At 56.4% G+C, this 23,011-nt stretch carries 16 protein-coding genes and 1 pseudogene; 6 read left to right on the top strand and 11 right to left on the bottom strand.

What is annotated here, in order from left to right; genetic code table 11:
- Positions 1-5: 5 nt before the first annotated feature.
- From Poly51_RS26300 to Poly51_RS26275, 6 genes and pseudogenes are all read right to left on the bottom strand, one after another.
- Positions 6-1,820, bottom strand: a complete 1,815-nt coding sequence (locus Poly51_RS26300) for an arylsulfatase (protein ID WP_146461772.1) — start codon at positions 1,818-1,820, stop codon at positions 6-8.
- 36 nt (positions 1,821-1,856) lie between these two features.
- A complete protein-coding gene (locus Poly51_RS26295) occupies positions 1,857-3,056 on the bottom strand; it encodes a putative glycoside hydrolase (RefSeq protein WP_246114791.1) in 1,200 nt (399 codons plus the stop codon).
- Positions 3,057-3,080: 24 nt separating this feature from the next.
- Positions 3,081-5,243, bottom strand: coding sequence for an alpha-L-fucosidase (locus Poly51_RS26290; RefSeq protein WP_146461770.1), 2,163 nt, complete (start codon positions 5,241-5,243; stop codon positions 3,081-3,083).
- A gap of 42 nt (positions 5,244-5,285) precedes the next feature.
- Positions 5,286-7,094 carry an alpha-L-fucosidase gene (locus Poly51_RS26285; protein ID WP_315853689.1) on the bottom strand — a complete coding sequence of 603 codons (1,809 nt, stop codon included), beginning with the start codon at positions 7,092-7,094 and terminating at the stop codon, positions 5,286-5,288.
- Between the two features lie 242 nt (positions 7,095-7,336).
- Entirely contained in the window at positions 7,337-7,528 is a 192-nt protein-coding gene (locus tag Poly51_RS26280) for a hypothetical protein (RefSeq protein ID WP_146461768.1), read from the bottom strand.
- Positions 7,529-7,679: 151 nt separating this feature from the next.
- Positions 7,680-7,967: pseudogene (locus Poly51_RS26275) on the bottom strand (H-X9-DG-CTERM domain-containing protein); the annotation flags it as partial.
- Between the two features lie 331 nt (positions 7,968-8,298).
- Between Poly51_RS26275 and Poly51_RS26270 the strand changes: the two are divergent.
- A complete protein-coding gene (locus Poly51_RS26270; protein WP_146461766.1) occupies positions 8,299-8,916 on the top strand; it encodes an HAD family hydrolase in 618 nt (205 codons plus the stop codon).
- A 43-nt stretch (positions 8,917-8,959) separates the two neighbouring features.
- On the opposite strand, the gene Poly51_RS26265 is transcribed toward Poly51_RS26270, so the two are convergent.
- Entirely contained in the window at positions 8,960-9,364 is a 405-nt protein-coding gene (locus tag Poly51_RS26265) for a gamma-glutamylcyclotransferase family protein (protein WP_146461764.1), read from the bottom strand.
- Positions 9,365-9,454: 90 nt separating this feature from the next.
- Between Poly51_RS26265 and rsmG the strand changes: the two genes are divergently transcribed.
- From rsmG to Poly51_RS26245, 4 genes are all read left to right on the top strand, one after another.
- Positions 9,455-10,117 carry a 16S rRNA (guanine(527)-N(7))-methyltransferase RsmG gene (rsmG, locus tag Poly51_RS26260; protein WP_146461762.1) on the top strand — a complete coding sequence of 221 codons (663 nt, stop codon included), beginning with the start codon at positions 9,455-9,457 and terminating at the stop codon, positions 10,115-10,117.
- A 96-nt stretch (positions 10,118-10,213) separates the two neighbouring features.
- Positions 10,214-11,125 (top strand): sulfate adenylyltransferase subunit CysD, encoded by a 912-nt coding sequence (gene cysD / locus Poly51_RS26255; protein ID WP_146461760.1) that lies wholly within the window; start codon positions 10,214-10,216, stop codon positions 11,123-11,125.
- A 97-nt stretch (positions 11,126-11,222) separates the two neighbouring features.
- Positions 11,223-13,169: a sulfate adenylyltransferase subunit CysN gene (gene cysN / locus Poly51_RS26250; protein ID WP_146461758.1), complete on the top strand. Its 1,947-nt coding sequence runs from the start codon at positions 11,223-11,225 to the stop codon at positions 13,167-13,169.
- Positions 13,170-13,244: 75 nt separating this feature from the next.
- Positions 13,245-13,928: a CDP-alcohol phosphatidyltransferase family protein gene (locus tag Poly51_RS26245; protein ID WP_146461757.1), complete on the top strand. Its 684-nt coding sequence runs from the start codon at positions 13,245-13,247 to the stop codon at positions 13,926-13,928.
- Between the two features lie 26 nt (positions 13,929-13,954).
- On the opposite strand, the gene Poly51_RS26240 is transcribed toward Poly51_RS26245, so the two are convergent.
- The 3 genes from Poly51_RS26240 to Poly51_RS26230 are packed head-to-tail and all read right to left on the bottom strand — an operon-like array spanning position 13,955 to position 18,607.
- Positions 13,955-15,097, bottom strand: a complete 1,143-nt coding sequence (locus tag Poly51_RS26240; protein WP_146461755.1) for a tRNA-uridine aminocarboxypropyltransferase — start codon at positions 15,095-15,097, stop codon at positions 13,955-13,957.
- Entirely contained in the window at positions 15,094-16,008 is a 915-nt protein-coding gene (locus Poly51_RS26235; protein ID WP_315853691.1) for a transglutaminase family protein, read from the bottom strand. Before Poly51_RS26235 ends, Poly51_RS26240 begins: the two co-directional genes overlap by 4 nt.
- Positions 16,009-16,057: 49 nt before the next feature.
- On the bottom strand, positions 16,058-18,607 hold the full coding sequence (locus Poly51_RS26230; RefSeq protein WP_246114789.1) for a circularly permuted type 2 ATP-grasp protein: 2,550 nt from the start codon (positions 18,605-18,607) through the stop codon (positions 16,058-16,060).
- Between the two features lie 166 nt (positions 18,608-18,773).
- Between Poly51_RS26230 and Poly51_RS26225 the strand changes: the two genes are divergently transcribed.
- Complete coding sequence (locus Poly51_RS26225; RefSeq protein ID WP_146461752.1) at positions 18,774-19,871, top strand: acyl-CoA dehydrogenase family protein; 1,098 nt, start codon at positions 18,774-18,776, stop codon at positions 19,869-19,871.
- Between the two features lie 93 nt (positions 19,872-19,964).
- On the opposite strand, the gene Poly51_RS26220 is transcribed toward Poly51_RS26225, so the two are convergent.
- On the bottom strand, positions 19,965-22,967 hold the full coding sequence (locus Poly51_RS26220; protein WP_146461750.1) for a hypothetical protein: 3,003 nt from the start codon (positions 22,965-22,967) through the stop codon (positions 19,965-19,967).
- Between the last annotated feature and the right edge of the window lie 44 nt (positions 22,968-23,011).

Below are 23,011 nucleotides of genomic sequence, written 5' to 3'. Positions count from 1 at the left end.
TCCAGCTATTTCTTTGGCGGAGGTGGCACGCGTCCGAAGGACGGGTCGTAGACGGGAATGCCCATGCCTTGCGGTGTTTGCCAATCGGTCTTGGGCTGGTGCGTCACGTAGGCATAGTACGGAGTGGCCGTCAGATCGGGTCCAATGAAGACAGGTGCGAGTTTGGTGATTCCCTTTTTTAAGTTGACTTTGAACGTGACCTCCTTGGCTCCGTTTGGAATGTCTTGAGTTTCATCGACATCGCCGATACGCAGACGCGCCTGCTCGTAGTTAAACGCTTTGCCATAGGTGCCGTCGTTGATGCCCTTGTCAGCTTCAACCGGCCAGCGGCGCAGAGAGATTTCATAATCACCATCCCGTTCGACCTCGATCGCCCAGAACGATTCTTCCGCGACATCGCCGTTTTGAATATGGCCTTGGCTCCACGGTGGCAGCTTGTCGATCAGCCAGTCGTGCGATGAGAACGAGACGACGGGTGATCGATCGGATCCGATGACCATGTAGCTGGTCAGGTCGTGTTCCGCCGACACTTCTGTCCAGAACTTTTCGTATTCACCGCGCAAACGTTCCATCACCTCCGGATGCCCGGTGGCAACATCGGTGTCCTGCTTCGGATCCGACTTCATGTCATAAAGTTCTTCGCCGTTGACCAATCGCCAGCGGTCATCCATCACAGCGCTCTTGCGCCATTTGATCGGATCCACCACGCGCTGCGATTCAACCACCAATGCACGATCGGGCCAGTCTTTGCCATCGGTGTGCAGTAAACCTGCAATGCTACGGCCGTCAAATTCAATTTTGGGTGCCTCAAGATGGCACAGGTCGATAAACGTGGGCAGGATGTCAATGTGCGCCGTCAGACGATCGATTGTTTTTCCCGCTTCGATTTTGCCGTCGGGCCAGCGGATGATAAAGGGAACGCGGTGGCCGCCTTCATATTCTGAATTTTTCATGCCGCGCATGCCGCCATCGAAACCGCGACCATCTTTCAAGCCACCTGCGGTGCCGTTATCGGTCATGAAAACCAAGATCGTATTGTCGGCGATGCCCCTGTCATCGAGAATTTTCATCAGCTTGGCCATGTTGTCGTCGACGTTGGTGATCATGCCATAGAACTCGGCGATCGAAACCTGCGAATTTCCTTCGTAGGGATCGCTGTATTCCTCGGGGCAGAAGTACGGACTATGCGGGGCGTTGGTCGAGATATACGCAAAGAATGGCTTGTCTTTGTTGGCCTCGATGAATTTGATGCCTTCATCGAACCAAACGTCGGTACAGAAACCTTCGAAGCGTTGGTGCTTGCCGTTGACAACGTAGGTGTCGTCGAAATAGTCGTTGCCCCAGTAGTCCGGTGCTTGCCCGACGCCGCCTGCTTGATGAAAGACGCAGTGCTGAAATCCACGATCTTCGGGCCGATACGGATAGCAGTCGCCAAGGTGCCACTTGCCAAACAGAGCGGTGGCGTAGCCGTTGGCGGCAAAGACATCGGCCATGGTGGTTTCGCGGCGGCGAAGCATGTTGCGACCCTGGACGGTGTGCCACACGCCCACGCGATCGGAATAGCGGCCGGTCATCAACGCTGATCGGGTCGGCGCGCACGTTGGATCGACGTGAAAGTTGTTCAGCAACGTCCCCTGCTTGGCCAACTTGTCGATGGTCGGCGTTTTGATGGCAGGGTTACCAGTGAAGGCCACATCGCCATAGCCCTGATCATCTGTGATGACGACAATAACATTGGGTCGTTGGCCTTCGGCCGAGAAAGCCGAGGGCACAAAGACCGCAGCTAGAATTGCAATCTGAATGAAGCGTCTTAGTTGCATGAAGTTATCCGCGGTGAGGTTATTGTTGTTTGATCGTTATCGCCAAGTGATTTTGGCCTCTCTGGTTTCGGTGTTCACCCAGACGCTGGCGTGCTCAAACTCACGGGTGAACTCCCAACCATCGGGCGTGGTTCGCTGAGCTTGGCCCTTGGGCGGGCCGAGCGGTTTGTGAAATTCGGGATAATCTACCAGTGCGCCGGATGCCACCTTCCAACCCCAACTGTATAAGAAATAGGAATAAGGCTGCGCACCGATCAGATAGCAAGCCAATGCGAACTCCACCTTTTCCTTCGCATGCTCTGGCATATTCGGCTTAAGATTTCTTCGGCCTGTCCCCTCAACACCAAGGCGAAAAACCGAGGTCTTTCCCTGCTCGGCATTTCTTCGCATCTCTGCCCACTCGGCCAGCAAGCTTTCCTTGCTGGATTTTACGTTCGCATAGTTTTCAAACATGATTGCGTCGCTGACGGGATACACATATCTGGCATCCTCGCTGTAGGCATTGTTCGCAAGCAGAATTTTGTCAGGTCCTAGGCTCTTCTTCAGCGCGGCCATCATCTCACCCATGGCCTTTTGGATCTCCACACTCTTGTTTCTGCGCAGCTTCACCGAGCCGTGCATTTGATCAATGAAAGCACCATCACAGCCGGATTCGCGAACGCCCTTTGTCACGATTTCCACCCACCAGTCTCGGAAATCGGGGTTCAATACATCAAAACAAAAAGCACCAAACTGCTCTGCTAACTGCCCGGTTTTTGGGTGCGGGATCAGAAACTTCTTTAGTTCAGGTTCTTGATCAATAAGCGCTTTGGTGAAAACCTGGTTGTAAGAGGTATACGGCCATGCGTAGGCTGCGTTGAAGTAAAACAGGACCTTCACATCGGGATTGATTTTCTTGAAGGCCGCAGCCTCATGCTTTGCTCCTAATTCCGCAGCCCCAAGCGGTTTCGTCCCATGTGACTTTTCAACGCAGAGGAAACCCGTTCGCTCGGCAATGAAGCTGACCTGATTCGGAGTCAACAGCCGATTCGGGTCTCCAAACATGTAGTAGGTTGGAACGGTGTCCCAACTAAACTTGGGGAAACATGCCTGAGGCACAAACTGAATGCCATCACTGATACGCAACGACTTGTCATCTAACGAACTTGATAAATCCTCTGCCTCAACAAACGTTGACGCCGCAGCCATCGTCAAAACGACTATTTGAAATGCCCGGTAAGTTGATCCGGTTGTCATCGACTTTTCTCTGTTAGAACGATTTCAGTTGGACAGTGAATCAAGAATGATTTGCGACACCTCGTCGCCTTGGGCGCTGCGACCTTCCATCTTGTAGTGAACGTCGCCCGGTTTGGCCCACCAGATTGGTTGATTCGGCTTGGTGAAGGTGTAGAGATCGTTGATAGTGATTTCCGGGAATTTACGCATGACCTGTTCGGCCACCTTGTTGTACTTTTGCGCGTCGCCCGCGAACCGGCCCGGTTCACCTTCGGGTACGGGAGTCGTCGTTGCGAAGACCAGCTTTGCGTCGGGAGCGAGCTTCTTCAAGTAATCCACGATGTCGCCGAGATTCATTTGGTAGGTATCAAGCGAGGAAACCTGCTTCCCGTTCTTCTTGTCGAGTCTATTGCCTGAGACGTATTTGAGATCGTGTAAACCAACGTTGAAATGGATCACGTCCCAATCGAACGTCCATGGTTGATCAAGTTTTTCGTCCCTCATTGTCTCGTGCATTTTCTTCATCTTTGCGATGAATGAACCCGAGTCGCCGCCGTTGCAATGCAGCCGGTACACGTTCGCTTTGCCATTGAGCTTTTCGCGGACGCGTTGGGTGTACATGATCGAGATCGAATCGCCGTAGATTAGCACATTGGGCAAGGCCGGATCGTTTTCAACGAAAGCAAATTCGGGACGCTTGGCGGACTTTCCCGCCAGTTTGGCCCACGCCTCCTTCGCCGACTTTGATCGGCCTGTCGAACTGACTTCCGAATCGGCGGTTGCTTCCAGCGTCACTTTGACAACGGTGTCGTACTGGTTGAGTGGGTTAGCGGGGAGTGTGATTTCGAGCGAATCACCTTGCTGGGCAAAGACCGCATTTTCACCGTTCGCCAGATAAACAGCAGAGGTTGCTCCGGAGGGCAGTTCGTTGACCGTGATCGTTCCAGATTCTGGCCACTGGAGAATATGCAAGTAGAGCGTCTTGCCATCCTTGCTTGCCGATATATCGCCCCACTGCGGTCGCTGTGGCAATGGATTGCGGACGGTCCCATAGATCGATTCGCCGTTGACTTTCAGCCAGTCGCCGATCGCGCCGTATAGCCGCACTGCTTCTGGGTCGAGTCGGCCGCTGCCCATCGGGCCGTTGTTGATCAGCGCGTTTCCGCCAGCGCAAACGGTATGCACGAAACGATGAAGCATTTCTTCTTCGGTATGGTAGTAGCACTCGCCTTTGGTCTTGTAGCCAAAGGAAGAACTGACGCTGTCAGGCGACTCGACGTAGAGCGGCAATTTTCGGGTGGGGACTTCTTTGTCGCCAATCGAAACGTAGTCATAGAACGGCAGATATTGCGCCTCGATCTTTCCTTTACCACTATGGATGATGCGGGAATTGATTAGGCAGTCGGGACGATATTTCCGAACCATTTCGCTAAACAGCTTGACCCGCTGGAGATTCATGCCAACCGGAGTATCGAACCAGATCAGATCCAGTTCATAGTTCTTCACCAGCTCCTCGACCTGGGGAAGACTCTTTTTCATGATGTAGCGATCCATGTCGGGCTGAAAATCAGCCGGCAGCTCGGGATGGATATCGCTTAACTTGGCTCGCTGGTTCAGATACGGCGCATCCGGTTCATCCCAGTCCTGAGCCTGCGAATAGTAGACGCCGAACTTCAGGCCCTGGCGGTGGCAGGCCTCGCTCAGCTCTTTAATGATGTCGCGTTTGAACGGTGTGTAGTCAACAATGTTGTAGTCGCTGACCATCGATTTGAAGAGCGCGAATCCATCGTGATGTTTCGACGTGATGACAACGTAGCGGATGCCGGAATCTTTAAAGGTCTTCGCCCACTGGTCGGCATTGAACTCCACTGGATTAAACTTCGCGGCGACTTGATGGTATTCCTTAGCAGGAATCTTGGCGGATATCTGAATCCACTCGGAATAACGAAAATCCGAGCCACGGCCCTGATACTCGCCTTCCAGCGTCGAATAAACGCCAAAGTGGATGAACGCACCGAACTTCGCGTCGCGGAACCAAAGTTCCTGACGAGCTTTCGAGTCCGCAGTCTGTTCCAAGTCATCGGAAAAGCGATATTCAAAACTCGTATTCCGAGTTGGCTTTGGCTGAGAGTTCTCTTGGGCTTCATCCGCCTGGGCCGCGTGCGTACCCAGGATCACTATCAAGAGTGTTCGCAGTAAGAACTTCATTCAATTTCAGTTTTGATCGGCGTGCAGTCGTGTTGGACAAGTCTATTTCGAAGCGGCGGAAGCCATCCGTTTAGGCGTTCCCCGATACTCGTCCAATGGCGTCAGACGGATGGATTTGAGCATGGCGGTTTCGATGTTCCCTTCCAGACAGGACACGGCCACCTTGTACTTTCCGGGTGCTGGAAAATTGAGCCAGCCGATGGGGAATTCTTGGTAGTTGTGCGACGCGTTCTGTTGGTTTTGGATGTGCTCGCCTCCGACAACGTCGACACCCCAAACCAAACGCCCCTCGCCGGTATAGGTAAGGCGGACGTCGTAGTCGCCGGGCGTCAGGACATCGACTTCCCAAACCGCTTTGTCGCCCGACTTCCACTTCGTCGCTGGATAAACGCATATCCACTCTCCAAATTTTTCCATCCAGCGATGCTTCACGATCTTCGCGCCTTCGACGTTTGCAAACTCGGCAAGAATCTCCGTTCCCGTGTTTGGATCGAGCCCAAACGTAGGATCCACTTCCGGCGCATCTGCCAAATCAATCTCAATGACGGAAACCAGGTGCTCCGGCGCGGCTGGTGGAAGCTCAAGCACTTTCCACCCTTCTTCCGAGTCCCACTTGATCGGAGTGGCCTTTCCATCCTGCAGAAGTCGTACCGATTCTATTTTGGTTTTCAGTCCGGGCAGGAAGAGCTTGCCCGATTCCGGCCAGTCAAACACTGACAGGAACATTCGGTCTTCCCGAACGGTTACATCACCCCACGGCATCGCGTGCTGCCAGGGCGACGCATCGGTGCCGTAGACCACCTGTGGATATCGCCGAATCCACTCGCCAGCGTCGCGTAATGAACGGGCAGCGCGATCGGGAACGGCGCCTGTGTCGGTCGGTCCGATATTGAGCATGTACGTTCCGCCGCGACCGACGCAGGAAATCAGGCGGTGCAAAATTTCTTTGGGTGCCTTCCATCGCTGGTCGTACCACGCGTAGGCCCAAGAATCGTTGGTGGTGTCGACGCTTTCCCACATCCCTTCGATGTTGTGGTGCGGAACTTCCATGTCGCCCATGGTTTGATAGTCACCCAAATCATGTCCGGCGCGTCCGGAAACGAGAGCCTTGGGTTGATTCTTTCGCACAATGTCCACCAGCTGTTGGACGTAGTGTTTCTCCATGCCGCCGGGCGTGTCGAACCAGATCAATTCGATAGGACCGTACTGTGTCGTGAGTTCCTCGACCTGCGGCAGACACTTTTTGGTGAAGTAGTCGTCGAACGTTGCCGGATTGCCGTTTTCATCCACTTCGGGACCCTTTCGGCCACCGGGGAACGTCCAATCTTGGCTGTGGGAATAGTAAAAACCGAAACCCAGCCCGGCTTCGCGGCAGGCCGCAGAAAGTTCCTTCATCGGGTCGGTTTTCCAGGGCGTGGAATCGACAATGTTGAAGTCGCATGCTTCGGAGTGATACATCGCGAAACCGTCATGGTGTTTCGCGGTGATGACGATGTACTTCATTCCCGCGTCCTTCGCCAACTGGGCGATGGCCTTGGCGTCAAAATCGGTCGGGTTGAAGGTTCCGGCTAGCTGTTTGTAATCCTTGACAGGAATGCCGGCCATTTTTGGATCCATGATCCACTCGCCAATGCCGTAGTACGTTTTCCCGTCCACTCGGTTAGCCAACTGCGAGTACAACCCCCAATGGATGAACATCGCGTAGTTGCCCTCATCAAAGAGCTCGCCGCGCTCTGCGTTTTCAGCACGCAGCTTGACCGTGCTCTCACCCCACATCTCGTCCATGTCTGCGGAGTGTGCAGTGACCGCCATGAGCGCCGCACCAATCAATCCCAAGATGAACGCCTTCATCGCATCACTTCCTTCAATATTTAACGGACAGATTTGTTTGCCGAGTTCTGGACGATCAGAGTTTACCCGGTTCGGTGCAGCAGCAGACCCACAGAACCCGAATCCATTCGGGCGCCCGTTGAGGGATCCCGATGTCTTTAGGCTGCCTTCTTGTTAGATGGCCAGCAGTTAAGATGCTGGCGAAAATTCAGGCGGGCGTTTCTCGACCATCTGCACGGGTGTGATGTCCCAAAGACCTGTGATCATTCACCATCTTCGGCCATGTCGTTCATGGCTTGTGCTTCCATTTCCTTCAGGTTCGTTTCGTAAGTCTCAATCTCACTTGGCGAAATACCTTCCGCGATGGATTTCACTTCTGGTTCTCCACATCCCGTGAAAGAAGACACCGTGACGGATAGAAATAGCAACGCCAAAGATAAGGAGGTGGTTTTCATAAGTGTTCGCGACCTATCTGGATGAAGTGAAAGTTAAAAAATGAAACAATGAACAGTTTTCTTACGACGTTTTACAGTAATGCCACCCGGTGGCGACGAGCCACGCTCAACGCCACCGGGTGTTCTTGCATAATAGCGAGCACAACTTGGATCAGTCGTCCAGGCTGGCAATTTCCTTGTTGGCACGAGTTCCAAGTGCTCCCCACAGGCCATAGGGGCTCTCTTTGCCAGGCGCCCGAGGTCCGATGCCTGTCGCACCATTCCAAACCATGCCCGCGTTGCGGCTTCCGGCTTCAATCGAATCGGTGATGAACTTCACAGCTCCGTCACCCATCAGGACGTGAACACCACCTGAGTGCCGACTCGACATGGGTGCGGGGAACGACAGGTCTTTCGCATTGTGCCGTCCGCAATAAACATCGTTTGGTGGCAGGATGGTGATGGAATGCTCCCCAAAACCTGATCCAGGGGTTATGAAAGTCTAGAGCCAATTCCGGCGAAGGATTTTCCATGAGCAAGAAACGACGACGACATTCACCCGAACAGATCATCAAGAAGCTACGTGATGGCGTTTGAAATTGCTTTTAGTCAACAATTCCAACGCGCGAACCCGCTTGCGGGTTCGATCTTCGGGGAGCTTTTCTTCGAAATTAGTCGTAATTCCTGCGGCCATGCGATTTCTGGACAGACACTAGCTACCTGCGACTGAGGGATTTGCAGTTTGGGGATTTGCGAAGGGCGGTGCAGTGGTTAGGTTGCGTTTTGAATTCATGGAACCCACTTCGGAGAGACCTTTCGTGCAAGACGCTGACTATGCCAACGAGTTTGCCGGCTTGATTTTTGATTGCGACGGCACGCTCAGCCATTCGATGCCGCTGCACTATGTCGCGTGGCGTGACACAATGTCACGGCACGGGATCGTCTTTACCGAAGGTCGTTTCTACTCGATGGGCGGCATGCCCAGCGAGAAAATCATCACGACCTTGTCCCAGGAACAAGACGTTTCCGTCGACGCGGACGCACTGGCCGCCGAAAAGGAAGCAGCGTTTGCGAACTTGATCGACCAGTTGCCGGCGCTGGAGATCGTGGTCGACGTGGCCCGACGGCACCACGGCCGGATGCCGATGTCGGTGGCAAGCGGTGGGATTCGGCCGATCATTGATCGCCAATTGGCGAAGATGGGAATCGCGGAACTGTTTGACGCGATCGTGACCGCCGAAGACACAAAACTGCACAAGCCGGAGCCGGACGTGTTCTTGGAGGCCGCGCGTCGGATGGGTGTCGAACCGACCCAGTGCTTGGTTTTCGAAGATTCGCCGCTGGGGTTCCAGGCTGCCGAAGCGGCGGGGATGAAGTGGATCGACGTCCGTCCTTGGCATCCCAGTTAGCCTCGGCAAGGGGCTGGTAGCCTCGGATCAGGGATTGGCTTCGCTAAGACGTACTGGGCCACTGGGCAAAATCGGTGGCATCGATGCGCCGAAACCCGTCAATTTCGGGGGACTTTGCGTAGTGGTAGGCGCTGGCGGCGGCGATCAGATGACCGTCCATCCCGAACACGTCCACGACGACTCGCACGTAAAGATCGGGGAACCCGACTTGCCCTGTTCCTTCGATTTGGTCCAGAACCTCCGTCACTCGGGGCATGTCTAGACCGGCGAAGTGCCAGATTTCGCCCAGAACGCGGTCTTCGCCGGGCATCATCGCGGGATAGTCGGACCGCCCGAACAATTGCCCGCGGACCCATGCGGGCTCGATTGATATAGGTTTGGCGGGCCACATCGTGGCCCGGCACTGGCCCGTTTTGAGCGTTCCGTAGACAAAGACGTGTTGGATCATGTTGGGTTTCGGTAAGTGGGTGGGATATGTCATGATCTGGGCACACAGCCAAATTTCCGCCAGCCTCGCTTTTCCGCGATTCCACCGACCATGCCGCTCGACCCCGAATTCGTTACCGCATTATCCGAGCACTCGATCGAGTTGGACGATGCGGTTGCGGAAAAAATCCAGCACTATGTTACGGTGATGTGGCGCTGGAACGAAGACATCAACCTGACCCGTCACACGACGTGGGACTTGTTCGTCAGCCGTGACCTGCGTGATTGTTTGCAGTTGGCACCGCTGTTGGAAGCCGGCGAAGAAGTGCTGGACTTGGGCAGCGGAAACGGCATCCCGGGCATCCCGCTGGCGATTCTGCGTCCGGACATCGAAGTCTCTTTGGCCGAATCGGTCGCCAAACGAGCCAAGGTGCTTAGCGAAATCGTTGGTGAAATCGGCGTCCAAGTGACTGTCTATGGTGCTCGTGGCGAAGACCTGTTGGAGGACTTTCGTTTCACGTCGGTCGTCTCACGAGCCGTCGGCAGCATCGCCAAGTTCTGTCGTTGGATCGAAGAACGCTGGATGAACGTCGATCGGCTGCTGTTGATCAAGGGTCCCAAGTGGTTGGAAGAACGCGGCGAGGCGCGGCACCTTGGCGTTTTGGCGAACCTTCAACTTCGCAAAGTGGCGGCTTATCCGCTTGGCGATGCCGAAGAATCCGAAGGCGTGATCTTGCAAATCTGGCCCAAAGAATCGACACGCTACCAAGAGTAGCATTCCAGGCCGTCGCGATCACTGGGCTACTACCGTTTCCAGGGATGTTTATACTCCCAGATTCACTCACTTCCGCACACAAAACTTCTTGACGAAATGTCGGACTACAACCTTACCCACCTCAAGCAACTGGAAGCGGAATCGATCCACATCATGCGCGAGGTGATCACCGAGTTCAAAAAACCGGTGATGCTTTATAGCATCGGGAAAGACTCCGCCGTCCTGGTCCACTTGGCACTGAAGGCGTTCTATCCCGCCAAACCGCCGTTCCCCTTGTTGCACGTGGATACGACGTACAAGTTTCGCGAGATGATCGATTTTCGCGAAAACTACGCTCGCAAAGAACTGGGCTTAGACCTGTTGGTACACATCAACCACGAAGGCTTGAAACTAGGAATCAAGCCGTGGGAAGATAGTGAACGGCACACCGAAATCATGAAGACCGATTCGTTGAAAGCCGCGCTGGACAAGTACCAGTTCGACGCCGCTTTCGGTGGTGCCCGTCGTGACGAAGAAAAGAGTCGTGCCAAAGAACGCGTGTTCAGCTTCCGCGACAAGTCGCACCGTTGGGACCCCAAGAACCAACGGCCCGAACTGTGGAACGTCTACAACGGTCGCGTGAACAAAGGCGAATCGATCCGCGTGTTCCCGATGAGCAACTGGACCGAGTTAGATGTTTGGCAATACATCCACTTGGAAAGCATCCCCATCGTGCCGTTGTACTTGTCGGCGCCGCGCCGGGTGGTCAATCGTAACGGCGTGTTGTTGATGCGAGACGATGACCGGATGCCGCTGCTGCCGGGTGAGAAAGAAGAAACCAAGATGGTTCGTTTCCGTACTCTCGGTTGCTATCCGTTGTCGGGCGCCGTCGAAAGCGAAGCGACCACGTTGCCCGAAGTGATCCAGGAAATGTTGTTGGCCACCACCAGCGAGCGCCAGGGACGAATCATCGACCAAGACGAAGGCGGCGCAGGTATGGAAGAGAAAAAACGACGAGGATACTTTTGAGGAAACAGGTTACAGGCGACAGGTCACAGCAATGACGATGTCGCCGATGCCTTTTTCCTGTTACCTGCCACCTGATCCCTGATACCTACTTCTCCCCATGTCACACAAATCTGACCTGATCGCGACCGACATCGACGCTTACTTGAAGCAGCATGAGCAGAAGCAATTGCTTCGTTTCATCACCTGCGGCAGCGTCGACGATGGCAAGAGTACGCTGATCGGTCGCTTGCTGTATGACAGCAAGATGGTTTACGAAGACCATTTGACGCAATTGGAAGTCGACTCGAAACTGGTCGGCACGACCGGCGGCAAGATCGACACCGCGCTGCTGATGGACGGCTTGAAGGCCGAACGGGAACAAGGCATCACGATCGACGTCGCGTATCGCTACTTCAGCACCGCGAAACGCAAATTCATCATCGCCGACACTCCCGGCCACGAGCAATACACTCGCAATATGGCGACAGGTGCTTCGTCGGCCGACTTGGCCGTCATTTTGATCGATGCGCGGCGCGATCACGGCGTGCTGACTCAAACGAAACGGCACTCGTTCATCGTGTCGCTGCTTGGCATTCGCCACGTGGTCGTTGCGATCAACAAGATGGACTTGGTCGACTTCAGCGAAGAACGGTTCGAAGAAATTTGCGATGACTATCGAGCCTTTGCGACTCGATTGGATTTGCCCGACTTACACTTCATCCCGATTAGCGCTTTGGACGGGGACAACGTCGTCGATCGCAGCGAGAAGATGCCGTGGTATAGCGGCAGCACGCTGATGAACTTTTTGGAAAACGTCTACATCGGCAGCGACCGGAACCTGCAAGATTTCCGCATGCCGGTCCAGTACGTCAATCGCCCCGACCTGAACTTCCGCGGCTTCTGTGGCACGATCTCGTCGGGCATCATTCGGGCCGGCGAAGAGGTCATGATCCTGCCCAGTGGCCAGAAGTCGAAAGTCAAGCGGATCGTCACGTTCGACGGTGATATCGAAGAAGCATTCGCGCCGCTATCGATCACGTTGACGCTGGCTGATGAAGTGGATGCAAGCCGTGGCGACATGTTCGTCAAACCGGGCAACCTGCCGCGATCGAAGTCCGACTTCGACGCCATGTTGGTGTGGATGAATGCCGATGCGATGGTGCCGGGCAAGACCTATCTGGTCAAACACACCACGCAAACGCTGCCGGGAACCATCGAAACATTGAAATACCGAGTCGATGTCAACACATTGCATCGCAGTCCCGCGCCGACGCTGGAATTGAACGAAATCGGTCGTGTCAGCGTTTCGCTGTCCGCGCCGATCCACTTGGACCCCTACCGCCGCAACCGCGGCACGGGTGCTTTCATCGTTGTCGACCGAATCACCAACGCGACCGTCGCCGCGGGCATGATTTTGGATAAATCGGGCGACGCCAAAACGAAAACGGTCTGGGATGACGAACAATCGGCGGACGACGGTACCCCAGTCGAAGTTTCGCAAGTCTCAACCGACGAGCGTTCCGCCCGGTTCGGACAAAAACCGGCAACGGTCTTGTTGACGGGGCTGACGGGCAGCGGCAAGACCGCGATCGGATTGGCCGTCGAACGAAAACTGTTTGACCAAGGGCGTGCAGTCGCGATGATCGATGGCGAAGCCGTTCGACGAGGGCTGAGCCGCGACCTTGGGTTCACTGCAGACGATCGTAGCGAAAACCTTCGACGCAGCGGCCACCTGGCTCACGCGCTGAACGACGCCGGCCTGATTTGCATCGCTTCATTTGTCGCACCATCAGCCGACGTACGGCAAAAGGTCGCCAAGCTGATCGGCGACGACCGATTCTTGATTGTCCACGTAGCGACGCCCGTCGAAGTTTGTCGCCAACGGGATACGAAGGGCCAGTATGCGAAGGCGGATGCTGGCGAGTTGCCGAATTTCCCTGGCGTCACGGCACCCTACGAAGCACCCGCGGATCCTGATTTGACGCTCGATACGTCGTCGAGATCGGTCGATCAGTGTGCCGAGGCGGTGATCGAACTGCTGCGTTCCAAATCGATGGTGAAGTAGAGGAAAAGATTTCGCGCTACGTGTGGGCGTCGGCGGGTTCTTTGTTGGTAGATTCGTCCAACAAGGAAACTTCTGATGAGCAAGCGTATTTCCAAGAGCGTACTGGATCCCATCGTGGGCCCTCGCCTTTCCGCCTTGTACACCCATTTGCCGATTCCACGATGGTTCCCGCCCGAAGGAATCGTTGCGATCGGCCACGGATTCGCGATCCTGGGCGCCGTCGGGCTGGCGGTATCGACCACGTACTGGTGGGGCGGATTAGTAGCCTCGGTGGGCGTCGTCGGGAACCATTTCGCCGACTGTATCGATGGCCGGCATGCACGAACCACGGGCCAATGTCGAAACGGTGGCGAACTGTTGGACCACTTCACCGACCCGCTCTCGTTCACCTATTGGATGGTCGGTCTAGCGGTTGCGTGTGGACGTCTGGATCTGGGTTTGGTGGCTGTGATCGTGTTGATGGCGATGGCCGTGCTGACGAATCTGCGTGCGAAGTTGACGGGCGAATTCACGTTGGCATCGTTTGGCCCGACGGAATTCAAGGCGCTGCTGGTTGGACTTGGCGCGTTGATGGCGGCCGTGATGGCGACCATCGGTGCGGCGATGGCGACAGGCGTTTCGTTGGTTGCCTTGTCGGCGCTATGCGGACTGGGCTTGTTCCTGCTGCCGATCCAGTTGATCCAGTCGATTCGCGAGGTCAACCGCTGCGGAAGCGAACCGGACACGAGTGAGTGGGAAACCACTCGCGCCGCGTCTTGAGCGCTACGCAGCAACGAAGTTGATCGCTAAGACTTTCCGTAGCGAATGGTTTTGGCGATGGCGTTTGCAAGTCTTGCGGCGGCGCGAGTTGGATTGATCGGATCCGTGGATTCGATCTCCGGTGACTCCGGTGCATTGATTGACTTTAGGATCAAGCACGTATTGTCACACAACTGGTTCGCCGAAAGCAGCTTGGCCGTCCCTGGGCCGGGGACCACGATCGTATCGGTCGGATGCAAGAAATTTTGCCAGTGGCTTCGAAATTGGTCCAGCGTTACCGCCGAACCGATTTGCGATGGGGAAAGCTGCAGACGATCGGCGAAGTAGGCGTCGTGCAAACAGTCGTTGTCGATCACCATCTCGAAAGTCTCGCCGCTGACCATCCGCTGGGCGACCCAGTAGACAGGTCGCGGCGGTTCACCCTTGGGAGGTGGTGGAGCATCAGAGCGATAGTCGCCTTGTTGCTGTTCGCCGTAAGCAACGACGACGTCGGATTGGTCGCCCAACAGCAAGCGGGGCACGTTAGCTGCGCCAGGCGTGCGGCGTTGGTTGGCTCGCCAATTGGATTTGGGACACTGCAATTGTTGGTCGACCATGCCGTTGAATGCTTGCATCAACGCGGACAACTGTTCGGACAAGCCCAGCGTATCGGGCTCGTTCTCGGCCAGCGCCGCGATCACCGCTTCCAGCGTCGAAAGAGCATGGTCGTTGGGTTCGCGCCGAATTCGATAATTGCCTGGTTTCGGAGGCGCAAGTCGAACTTGGCGAAGTTGTTGCAGTCGCGGGATGTCACGCATTAGCGTTTTGGTGTGGTGCCAAGTACCATCGAGCACCACCAACTGACTCGGCCGTAACTCGGGCGCTAGTTCCATCAACAACGGTGCTTCGTCCGTCGGGTAAAGGAGCGCCGCGTCGGGCGCAAGCGTGATGTCGCCCAATCGCCGGGCCAGCGCATCGTTGTGATCCACCATCAGACGACAACGATCCAGCGCCATGTCGACGATGCGTGCCGTGTTGAAGGGATGCTCACGCTCGCGTCGATGCTGCAAGATCAGAACATCAGTTCGATTGTTGACGCGCGGCACCGACGCACAGTAGCAACGATCGGCGGGCCGAAAACAACGAACACAGCGTGCCGCAAACTCAGTCGTTGGTTCAGCCGCGTTCACGCGCCGGAAGCCGCGACAACAGCATCAATCGGTTCGACGTCGACGTTAACGCGAAGCGAGGTCGTTCCACCGCCAAGCACAACGCCCCGCATGGGACTGACGTCGCCATAATCGCGGCCGATGCAAATCGGGATGTGTTGGGTTCCGGCAAAGCAGGCATTGGTAGGATCGCAGGCGACCCAGCCATGACCTTTGCCGGCGTAGACACTCAACCATGCATGGGATTCGTCAGCGCCAACCATGCGTTCGGTGCCGGCGGGCGGAATCGTTCGCAGATAGCCGCTGACATAGCGAGACGGTAAACCCAACGATCGCAGACAAGCGATCTGGATATGGGCGAAGTCCTGGCAAACGCCGGCGCGCAGGCCGAACGACTTTTCGGTCGGCGTGTTCACGTCGGTCAGGACGGTGTTGTATTCAAAATCATCGTGAATTCGCCGCGTTAGGTCCTCGGTCGCAGCGAACAAGCCACGTCCGGGGGTGAACGATTTTTTCGCGTACGACGCGAACACGTCGGAGGCTGTGATGCGAGGCGAATTGAAACGATATTCCAGCACCCGAAGCGGTAGCGTCAACGCGGTACGGGATTGCTCGACCACCGTTTCCCAAGGCATATCGCCTTCAAAAAACGACTCTCCGTTTTGCTTCGTCGCGAGCGGCAACGCGATCGGCTCCACCGATACGTTGCTTGATGCGGTCACTTTCAATTCGCGATGCAGTGACTCAATCGCGAACGAGTAGACCTGGTTGCCGAAATAGTCTTTGTGTTCGAACGTATTGTCAGGCTTGGGATAGATCGACACAGATGACGTATGCACGACGACGCGACCGCTCGAGCGGGGCTGCATCCGCAATTGATTTTGGCAAATCGCCACCGCCTCGGAGTACGTATAGTGCGTACGGTGAGTGATTCGATAGCGGGCGGGCAGATTGTAAACGTTTGTATCGATGGGAACGCGCCTAGGCTTCTTTGGGGAAAACGCCGGGTAGGCCTGCTGTGACCCCCGTCAATGTTTGCGTCGCGCCGGTATGAATCAAGTATCGGGCCGCAATCGCATTCGACAATTCGGGCAGACGTTGGATCAACCGATCGAGGAGCTGTTCCAAATGTACTCTTCGCGCACTTTCATCTTCCCCGGACAAAACATTGGGATCTGCCATTTGCAAATGGTGTCTCAATTCCAAGGCAATCTTTTCGTCAATGCCCAGCCCGACCGGGCGAGACTGTTCGGGCAATTGTGCGAACACTCTCGCGATCTCGTCAAGTTGAAACCGGATCGAGCGAGGGTTCGATTCGTCGGTCACCAACAGATCGAGCGTGGGGGCGACGCGAACCAGATTCAAGTATCGTGATCGATACGTCATAAGCGAATCCGACGTTTCCAGCACGGCTTCGCATACCGCGCGAACCCCTTCGCCAACGGGCACTAAGGTTGCTGATAATAACTCGGCCGTTTGATACGCGCGCTCCAAGCGGCGTCCCAACTCCAAGAACTGCCACGCATGCGTTCGCGTGAAACTTTCGCCAAGCACACCGGCGAACGCCAGCAGGTCAACGATCAATCCGTTCATTCGCTCGATCAGCCGGCCAATGTTTCGGTCTGCCAATGGAGCATTCAAATCGGACGACGCATGTTGGATGATCCGATAGGCGTCGATCGACAATCGATCGCGGACGACCGACGCATTATGCACGACCGATCGAATGGTGCTTTGCAAGCCGCGACTCTGGCTCGAGTCCAGCACGGACGCAGGCAAGATGTCTTCGAGCTTCGGCATCGAGACTTCCAGCGGCGCGATCGCATAATCGGGCTCGATCTGTCCAATCGCAGCCAGCGCGGCAATCAAACGCGGCAATTCCGGCAGGTCATCGAGTTCGTTCTCGCTGGCCAATCGCGTCAGCGTCGTTCGCAGTAATCTTGCGATCGCTTCGCCCCGTTCGGCGTACCGCCCCAACCAAAACAGGTGCTCGGCCACACGACTGGGCAACTCATCGCCCGATCGCTTCAGAGCGACTTTCGCATCGGGCGCCGGCAGCAGCGTTGTTTCGTTGTCGACGGGATGTTCGTTCGCGATCCAGCAATCCTGGGTCAACAAACCGCTGACCGGTGACCGACCGAGCACGTTTTCGACGGGACTGAGCCGCGTCAAAGCACCGGGCAAGACCTCGACAGTTTTGGACGTTTGCAACTGGAAGCAGCGTATAGCCACATGCCAAGGTCGCCACGCTCCGTTATCCCAAACCGGCGTTGTGCTGTGCGGTAAACGTTCCTGAGCGACGTATTCGCGGGGGCGAGCTTTGAGTGTAGCGACCAGTTCGTTTTTCGCTTCGGGCGATAGGTCGGCGACGATCACCGGCGCTGCCTCGGTAACGACAAAGGCATTGCGGACCGTCAGCGAATCCAAGTTCGCTAACACATGGCTAAGCTCTTTTGCACCGCCGCACCAGTACGTGGCAACCGACGGCAACTGCAGTTCTTCGTCCAACAAAAACTTACTCGCACCGGCCAAGAACGGCATCAGCGCGGGCACTTCGGCCATGACGCTGCCGATGGCATTGGCGACGGCTAGCTTGCCTTCGCGAACGGCTCCCAATAGCCCCGAGACACCTTCGGATGAATGCGACATCAATTCCAACGGGTCGCACTTTCGATCCGACACATGGCGCCACAGCACTTCGATCGGCAACAAACCGCCCAACGTTTTCAGATTCAGTCGACCACCGCGAACGGCCAAGTCAGTGCCCTGAACCAACGTCACTCCGAGATAGCGGGCCAGGTAAGCGTCTTCGAATTCGCGGTAACTGTCTTCGCCCGGCGTCAGCAATGCGACGCGAGGATTTTCTCGCATCGCCGGCGCGAGCGATCGCAGGTGGTCGCGCAGCGATTCGAAAAAGTGAGCCAACCGGCGGGTGTTGCATTGACGCACCAGATTCGGATAAACGCGGCTGGTGATGATGCGGTTTTCCAACAAATATCCCAGCCCGCTTGGCGCTCTCGTGCGATCGCCGAGCACCCACCAGGAACCGTCGGCCGCACGTGCCATATCGGTGGCGGTAATGTGAAGTCGTTTGCCACCGAAGCTGGGCAGGCCGTGATAAGCACGTTGGAAAATCGGGTTGGCCGCAAGCAGCTCTGCTGGAACGATTCGTTCTTTGATCAAGCGTTGGCGGCCGAGCAGATCCTTCAAAAGGGCTTCCAACAATCGCGTCCGCTGCGCCAGACCGGATTCGACGGTCGCCCACGAGTTGGCGTCGATCACCAGCGGTACCGGTGACAGTTGCCAAGGTCGATTCTGCCGGCCGTCGCTTTCGTTTTCGACAAGGAACGTTGTACCGTTCTCTTTGAGCATTTGGTCGATCGTCGCCTTCCGCTCGCTCATCCCATCGACGCCGAGTTGGTCGACTTGCTTCGACAATAGACTCCAGGCCGGACGGATTTTTCCGTCCGAAGTCATGCATTCGTCGTATCGGTTCGCCAACGGCTGATAATTGCTGAGCGAGCTGATCATGGAAACGGTAGAGTTCAAAACTCGCGAACCTCGGCGCATACAGAATAAATGGAACTTTGAGCGTTGGTTATATCTCAGCCGTCCCGCTTTGGCACGCCCGCATGCTGGGCCCGAGCCCTTCACGCAGTTAGTCTTGAACAGCGTTCCGCCTTTGACGAGTTTAGCGATGCCTGATGACGAATTTCTGATCGTGCAGTCCCCCACCGGACCGGCGATCACCCGGCTGCGAGACGATTTGCGAATCCTAGCTGACGAATCGGCATCGGCCCACGCATGGCCGCAAGCGTCGCTTCAGTTGTGCGGCCGGGCGGGCGTCTACCGTTGGTTCTTGCCCAAAAATGCGGGTGGGTTGGGATGGAGCGACGAGGACCTGATTCGCGGCTACATCCGATTGGCGGAAGCGGATTTGACGACCGCGTTTGTGATCACGCAATTCATGGGTGCGCTCCGACGAATATCGGCAAGTGGCAATGCCAGCATGATCGATCGCTGGATCAGTGATTTGGCCAGCGGAGAAAAATTCGCGACCGTCGGCATCAGCCATCTGACGACCAGCAGTCGCCACTTGGCGACCCCCATCCTGGCCGCGCAAGCAACGGCCGATGGGTATCGCCTTGATGGGGTTTCACCTTGGGTCACGGGCGCACCTTACGCGGATGTGTTTGTGATCGGTGCAACGCTTTCGGATGGGCGTGAAATCTTGGCGGCCGTGCCGTCGGATATGCAGGGAGTGAGCACCGGTGATGGCGTGAACCTGATCGCGCTATCGGGAAGCTGTACCGATCAAGTTCGGTTCGACAATGTTTGCATCCAACGCGACGATGTCCTTGTCGGCCCAGTCACGAATGTGTTGAGCAGCCAAAGCGGCGGCGCGGGCGGGTTGCAGACGTCAGCGCTGGCGGTGGGGCTGTCGCGAGCGGCGAGTAAGTTATTGGCTGACGAAGCGTCACGCCGACCCGACCTGCGCGAAGCAAGCGATGAGTTGACCCGGGAGGTTGATCAATCGGAGGCATCGCTGCTGCGCGCAGGTCGGGGTGAAGTTTCGTTGTCGGATTGCGACCCCGCAAAAATTCGCGGTGACGCAAACCGTTTGGCTTTGCGATCAACGCAAGCGGCGTTGACCGCAGCCAAGGGAGCCGGTTTCGTCGACGGGCACTTGGCCGGACGACTCTGCAAACAGGCTATGTTCTTTTTGGTTTGGAGTTGCCCGGCACCCGTCGCGAACGCACACATTTGTGAGTTCGCGAAAGGGACCGTTACATAGTTTTAGCATAGTCTTAGCGTAGGCTTCCAACCTGCGATCGCCTGGCTCAATGGATTGGCAGGCAAGATGCCTTCCCCACGTTTGTGATCTGGTTTACCGATCCGTGCCGAGCGTCTGCAATGCGATTCGCGGTGCCGTCGCTTCGCTGAAGGCCATTCCGATCCAACCGCCACGCAGTTCCAACTGGCTTACTGCGAGACCTTTCATTGATGGGTGTTGGGTCATCATGGGCAACGTCAACGGCAGCGGGCGGCTTTGCGCGAGTACCTTGTTGAAGATCGCTCGCACCGGCAAGCGTTCACGCATCGACATTCCCGGTCCACTGATTCGCAGGTGCCCTTCGCGGACGAGCGACGCTTCCAAACCGTTGACTTGGGGCGTGAATGCGGCACGAACGATGAACTGGGTCAAGTCGACTCGCGAGCCTTGGTTCAATCGAACGATCCGCATCGTCACCCACAACTGGCCGTCTTCGATTTCGACGGTGATCGGTCGCGTCCGAGCAAACTGGATCGTGACGCCTTCGGGCATGTCATCGGGCATCGTAAGCTCTTGCCCGAACAGGGTAGCGGCCTGACTCAGTACTTCCTCGATTGCCGTCGGTTTGTCCCTTGGCACCAATTGTTCCAACGTGTTGTTGATGGCCGACTGGTGAACTTGCAAACTCATCAGACTCGACTGTGGCGCCCGTGGACGCGGAGTGAACGCAGCCAGCTGCCAGTCGCCCGCCAAACGATAGCGGGCCAACAATCGCTCGTTGGTCGTTTGCATGTCGATCACTTGGGGATCGAGTTGCAATTTGCCCAAAGGCCCCAGAACCAAGGACGACAATTGTGCCGACGCGGCGCCGACTTGTTCGTTCAACCGAGTCTGGATTTCTGAGCTGACTTCCGTTTTGATCTTTCGGTTCGCCAAGCGATTCGACATCGGCGACGCTTGATCATAGCGAGACTCGGCGATCGAGCGAACAAGCGTCCCAACCAAAGGCCAACTGTCATAGTCGGATCGAACGCCTCGCAATCGGGTATTGCCTTGGACGTCCACCGATACGTTGCCCGTCCGAACACCATCACTTGATACTTCGATCGGTGTCGCGGCGACGAAACTCGACGAACCGGTCGTCCGTAGCGCGACGGGTCCGTTGAATCCGGTCGATCGTGTCGTCACATTTCCAAGCGTCTGCAATTGCATCGCCCATCGATCTGCTGCGGGCGTCAGTTGGATCGCTAAGTTGCTGCTGATGTCACTGGTACCGCGAACGCGCGTTCCCAACATCGTCGTGTTCAGCGGAACACTCTTGGGATCGATCGTCGGCAGCATTCGGTTCAGCATCGTTTGGCTGATCGCGATTCGAACGTTCGCATTGCGGTAGTACGATTCCAGCGACGAAGCAATTTCAACGGCTTGAGGATTGTCGGCATAGCGAAGCGTTTGAACGGCGTCTGCGATCTCGATAGCCGCCATGTCGAGTGCGTCGCTTTCTTGACGTTCGATCTGGTCCATCAAGTCGGCGTAATCCACGGCGCCGCGGGCCCAAGGACGGATCACGCTGGCCAATGTTCGCACCGACGCGCGGTCCAACCACTGTAAATGGTCTTCCTGCAACGCGTGCCAACTCAAACGCGACAGCAACCGTTGTGCGACGATCGATCGCTCTTCGCGGCGAGCGACTTCACGAAATTGGGAATTGGCCGCCGTTTGGATTTCGTCTAGCAACAGGTACGCCGCCCAGCCATCTTCGTCGCCAGTTTCCGTCAATTCGTTGCGGACGATTTCAACAGCGGCGAGAACTTCCTCGGTGGATACCGACGCCGGCTTCGCATCGGAGACTTGATCAGAGACCATCCAAGTGGACTGGCTGTTTCGGGTGACTTCCCAAACCGGCCGCCACACGCGAAGCCGACGGTTGAGCGCGTGAACGGCTTGCAACCACTTCGTTTGCTGGTCCCGATCGTCCAAACGCTCGGCTGCGATTTCGCCCGAACGAGCGACAAGATCCAGTTCGGCCAACACATCGCCGGCTTCGGCGTCACCCAAGCGATGAAGCGATCTCAGTTGGCCGAGCGCCGACTGGACTTGTTGCGACCAGTCCGCGATCTGCGGATCGACCGTCGATGCTGTCAACGATTGCAATTGATTGTCTAGCTGCGATGTCACCGGCCAACCGGCGGGCCAATCGCTGGCCGACTTCTTTGTCAGTTGATCCGACCGTACGCTCATTTTGATTTGCGGCAGGTCGGTGACGTAGGACTGTTCTTCTTCATCACCTGCGAACAATGTCTCCAACACAGGCTTTTCGATCCGCGCCGGTTTCGCCAAGACGCGATTCGATTCGGGCAGACTCGATTTCCGAGCCGCCACTTTCGGCTGCGGCTTCTCGGCAACTGGCGTCGCGACGGTGATGGCATTCGGCTTGATGGCGGCGGGCGTCAACTCAAACGTATCGGCCCCGACGGTTTCCTCGACGCTCCCCACTGCGTTTGCTTCGACGGGCGCCGTTTGAATGACGCGACTGCGATTTCGCAAGCTTTGCAGAGTCCGGGTGCTCATGGGAACGTCGCTGACGATGCACGTACCGCTGGCAACGTCGAAACGCGATGCGGCTTCATCGTGAAGCTGACGTGCGAGTCCGGCCAATTCTTGCTTCGGATCGCGGACGGGCGCCAACAGAAACAATCGTTCGCCTTCGCCAAACACGCTGGCGACGCGTGCAGGCAACCGAACGCCACGCGATCCGTACTCGCTACGATCGGCGAGCGATCCCGAACTCAGCGACATCAGGTTTGCGCTCGGCTGTGTCGACGGCCCGGTCGGTTCAAGCGGCGTGATGTCGGCGGACGACAAGGACGCGGACGAGAGGCACTTCCCTGACGGCTTCGACGCCGAACGCTTTGCACTCTTCGTCCAGGCAGCAACCGATTGGCGAAACGCAGCGACTCGCACGGACGCCATCGACTGCGCCGGAGCTTGCGACGCCGTCGTGGGATGCAGCGATTGATACACCGGTACTTGGATTCCGATCCAAGCGGCGGCTGTAATGGTGGCTGATGCAGCGGCAGGCCACAGCAGTAGCGATCTTTTGACTTCCTTGCGCATCCCTCAGTCTCTTCCATGCTGGCGTTAACGTTTACGCAGGCGAC

Source organism: Rubripirellula tenax (assembly GCF_007860125.1).
Lineage (GTDB): Bacteria > Planctomycetota > Planctomycetia > Pirellulales > Pirellulaceae > Rubripirellula > Rubripirellula tenax.
The sequence above is the reverse complement of the archived record's forward strand: the minus strand, read 5'-3'. Positions and strand labels throughout refer to the sequence as shown.

Excerpts from the sequence above, each read along its gene's own strand:
- Poly51_RS26245 (WP_146461757.1), top strand. The coding sequence starts at position 13,245 with ATGAGCAAGCGTATTTCCAAGAGCGTACTGGATCCCATCGTGGGCCCT.
- Poly51_RS26290 (WP_146461770.1), bottom strand. The coding sequence starts at position 5,243 with ATGAAGTTCTTACTGCGAACACTCTTGATAGTGATCCTGGGTACGCAC.
- Poly51_RS26220 (WP_146461750.1), bottom strand. The coding sequence starts at position 22,967 with ATGCGCAAGGAAGTCAAAAGATCGCTACTGCTGTGGCCTGCCGCTGCA.
- rsmG (WP_146461762.1), top strand. The coding sequence starts at position 9,455 with ATGCCGCTCGACCCCGAATTCGTTACCGCATTATCCGAGCACTCGATC.
- cysD (WP_146461760.1), top strand. The coding sequence starts at position 10,214 with ATGTCGGACTACAACCTTACCCACCTCAAGCAACTGGAAGCGGAATCG.
- Poly51_RS26230 (WP_246114789.1), bottom strand. The coding sequence starts at position 18,607 with ATGATCAGCTCGCTCAGCAATTATCAGCCGTTGGCGAACCGATACGAC.
- Poly51_RS26225 (WP_146461752.1), top strand. The coding sequence starts at position 18,774 with ATGCCTGATGACGAATTTCTGATCGTGCAGTCCCCCACCGGACCGGCG.
- Poly51_RS26270 (WP_146461766.1), top strand. The coding sequence starts at position 8,299 with ATGGAACCCACTTCGGAGAGACCTTTCGTGCAAGACGCTGACTATGCC.
- Poly51_RS26265 (WP_146461764.1), bottom strand. The coding sequence starts at position 9,364 with ATGATCCAACACGTCTTTGTCTACGGAACGCTCAAAACGGGCCAGTGC.
- Poly51_RS26280 (WP_146461768.1), bottom strand. The coding sequence starts at position 7,528 with ATGAAAACCACCTCCTTATCTTTGGCGTTGCTATTTCTATCCGTCACG.
- Poly51_RS26295 (WP_246114791.1), bottom strand. The coding sequence starts at position 3,056 with ATGACAACCGGATCAACTTACCGGGCATTTCAAATAGTCGTTTTGACG.
- cysN (WP_146461758.1), top strand. The coding sequence starts at position 11,223 with ATGTCACACAAATCTGACCTGATCGCGACCGACATCGACGCTTACTTG.
- Poly51_RS26285 (WP_315853689.1), bottom strand. The coding sequence starts at position 7,094 with ATGAAGGCGTTCATCTTGGGATTGATTGGTGCGGCGCTCATGGCGGTC.
- Poly51_RS26300 (WP_146461772.1), bottom strand. The coding sequence starts at position 1,820 with ATGCAACTAAGACGCTTCATTCAGATTGCAATTCTAGCTGCGGTCTTT.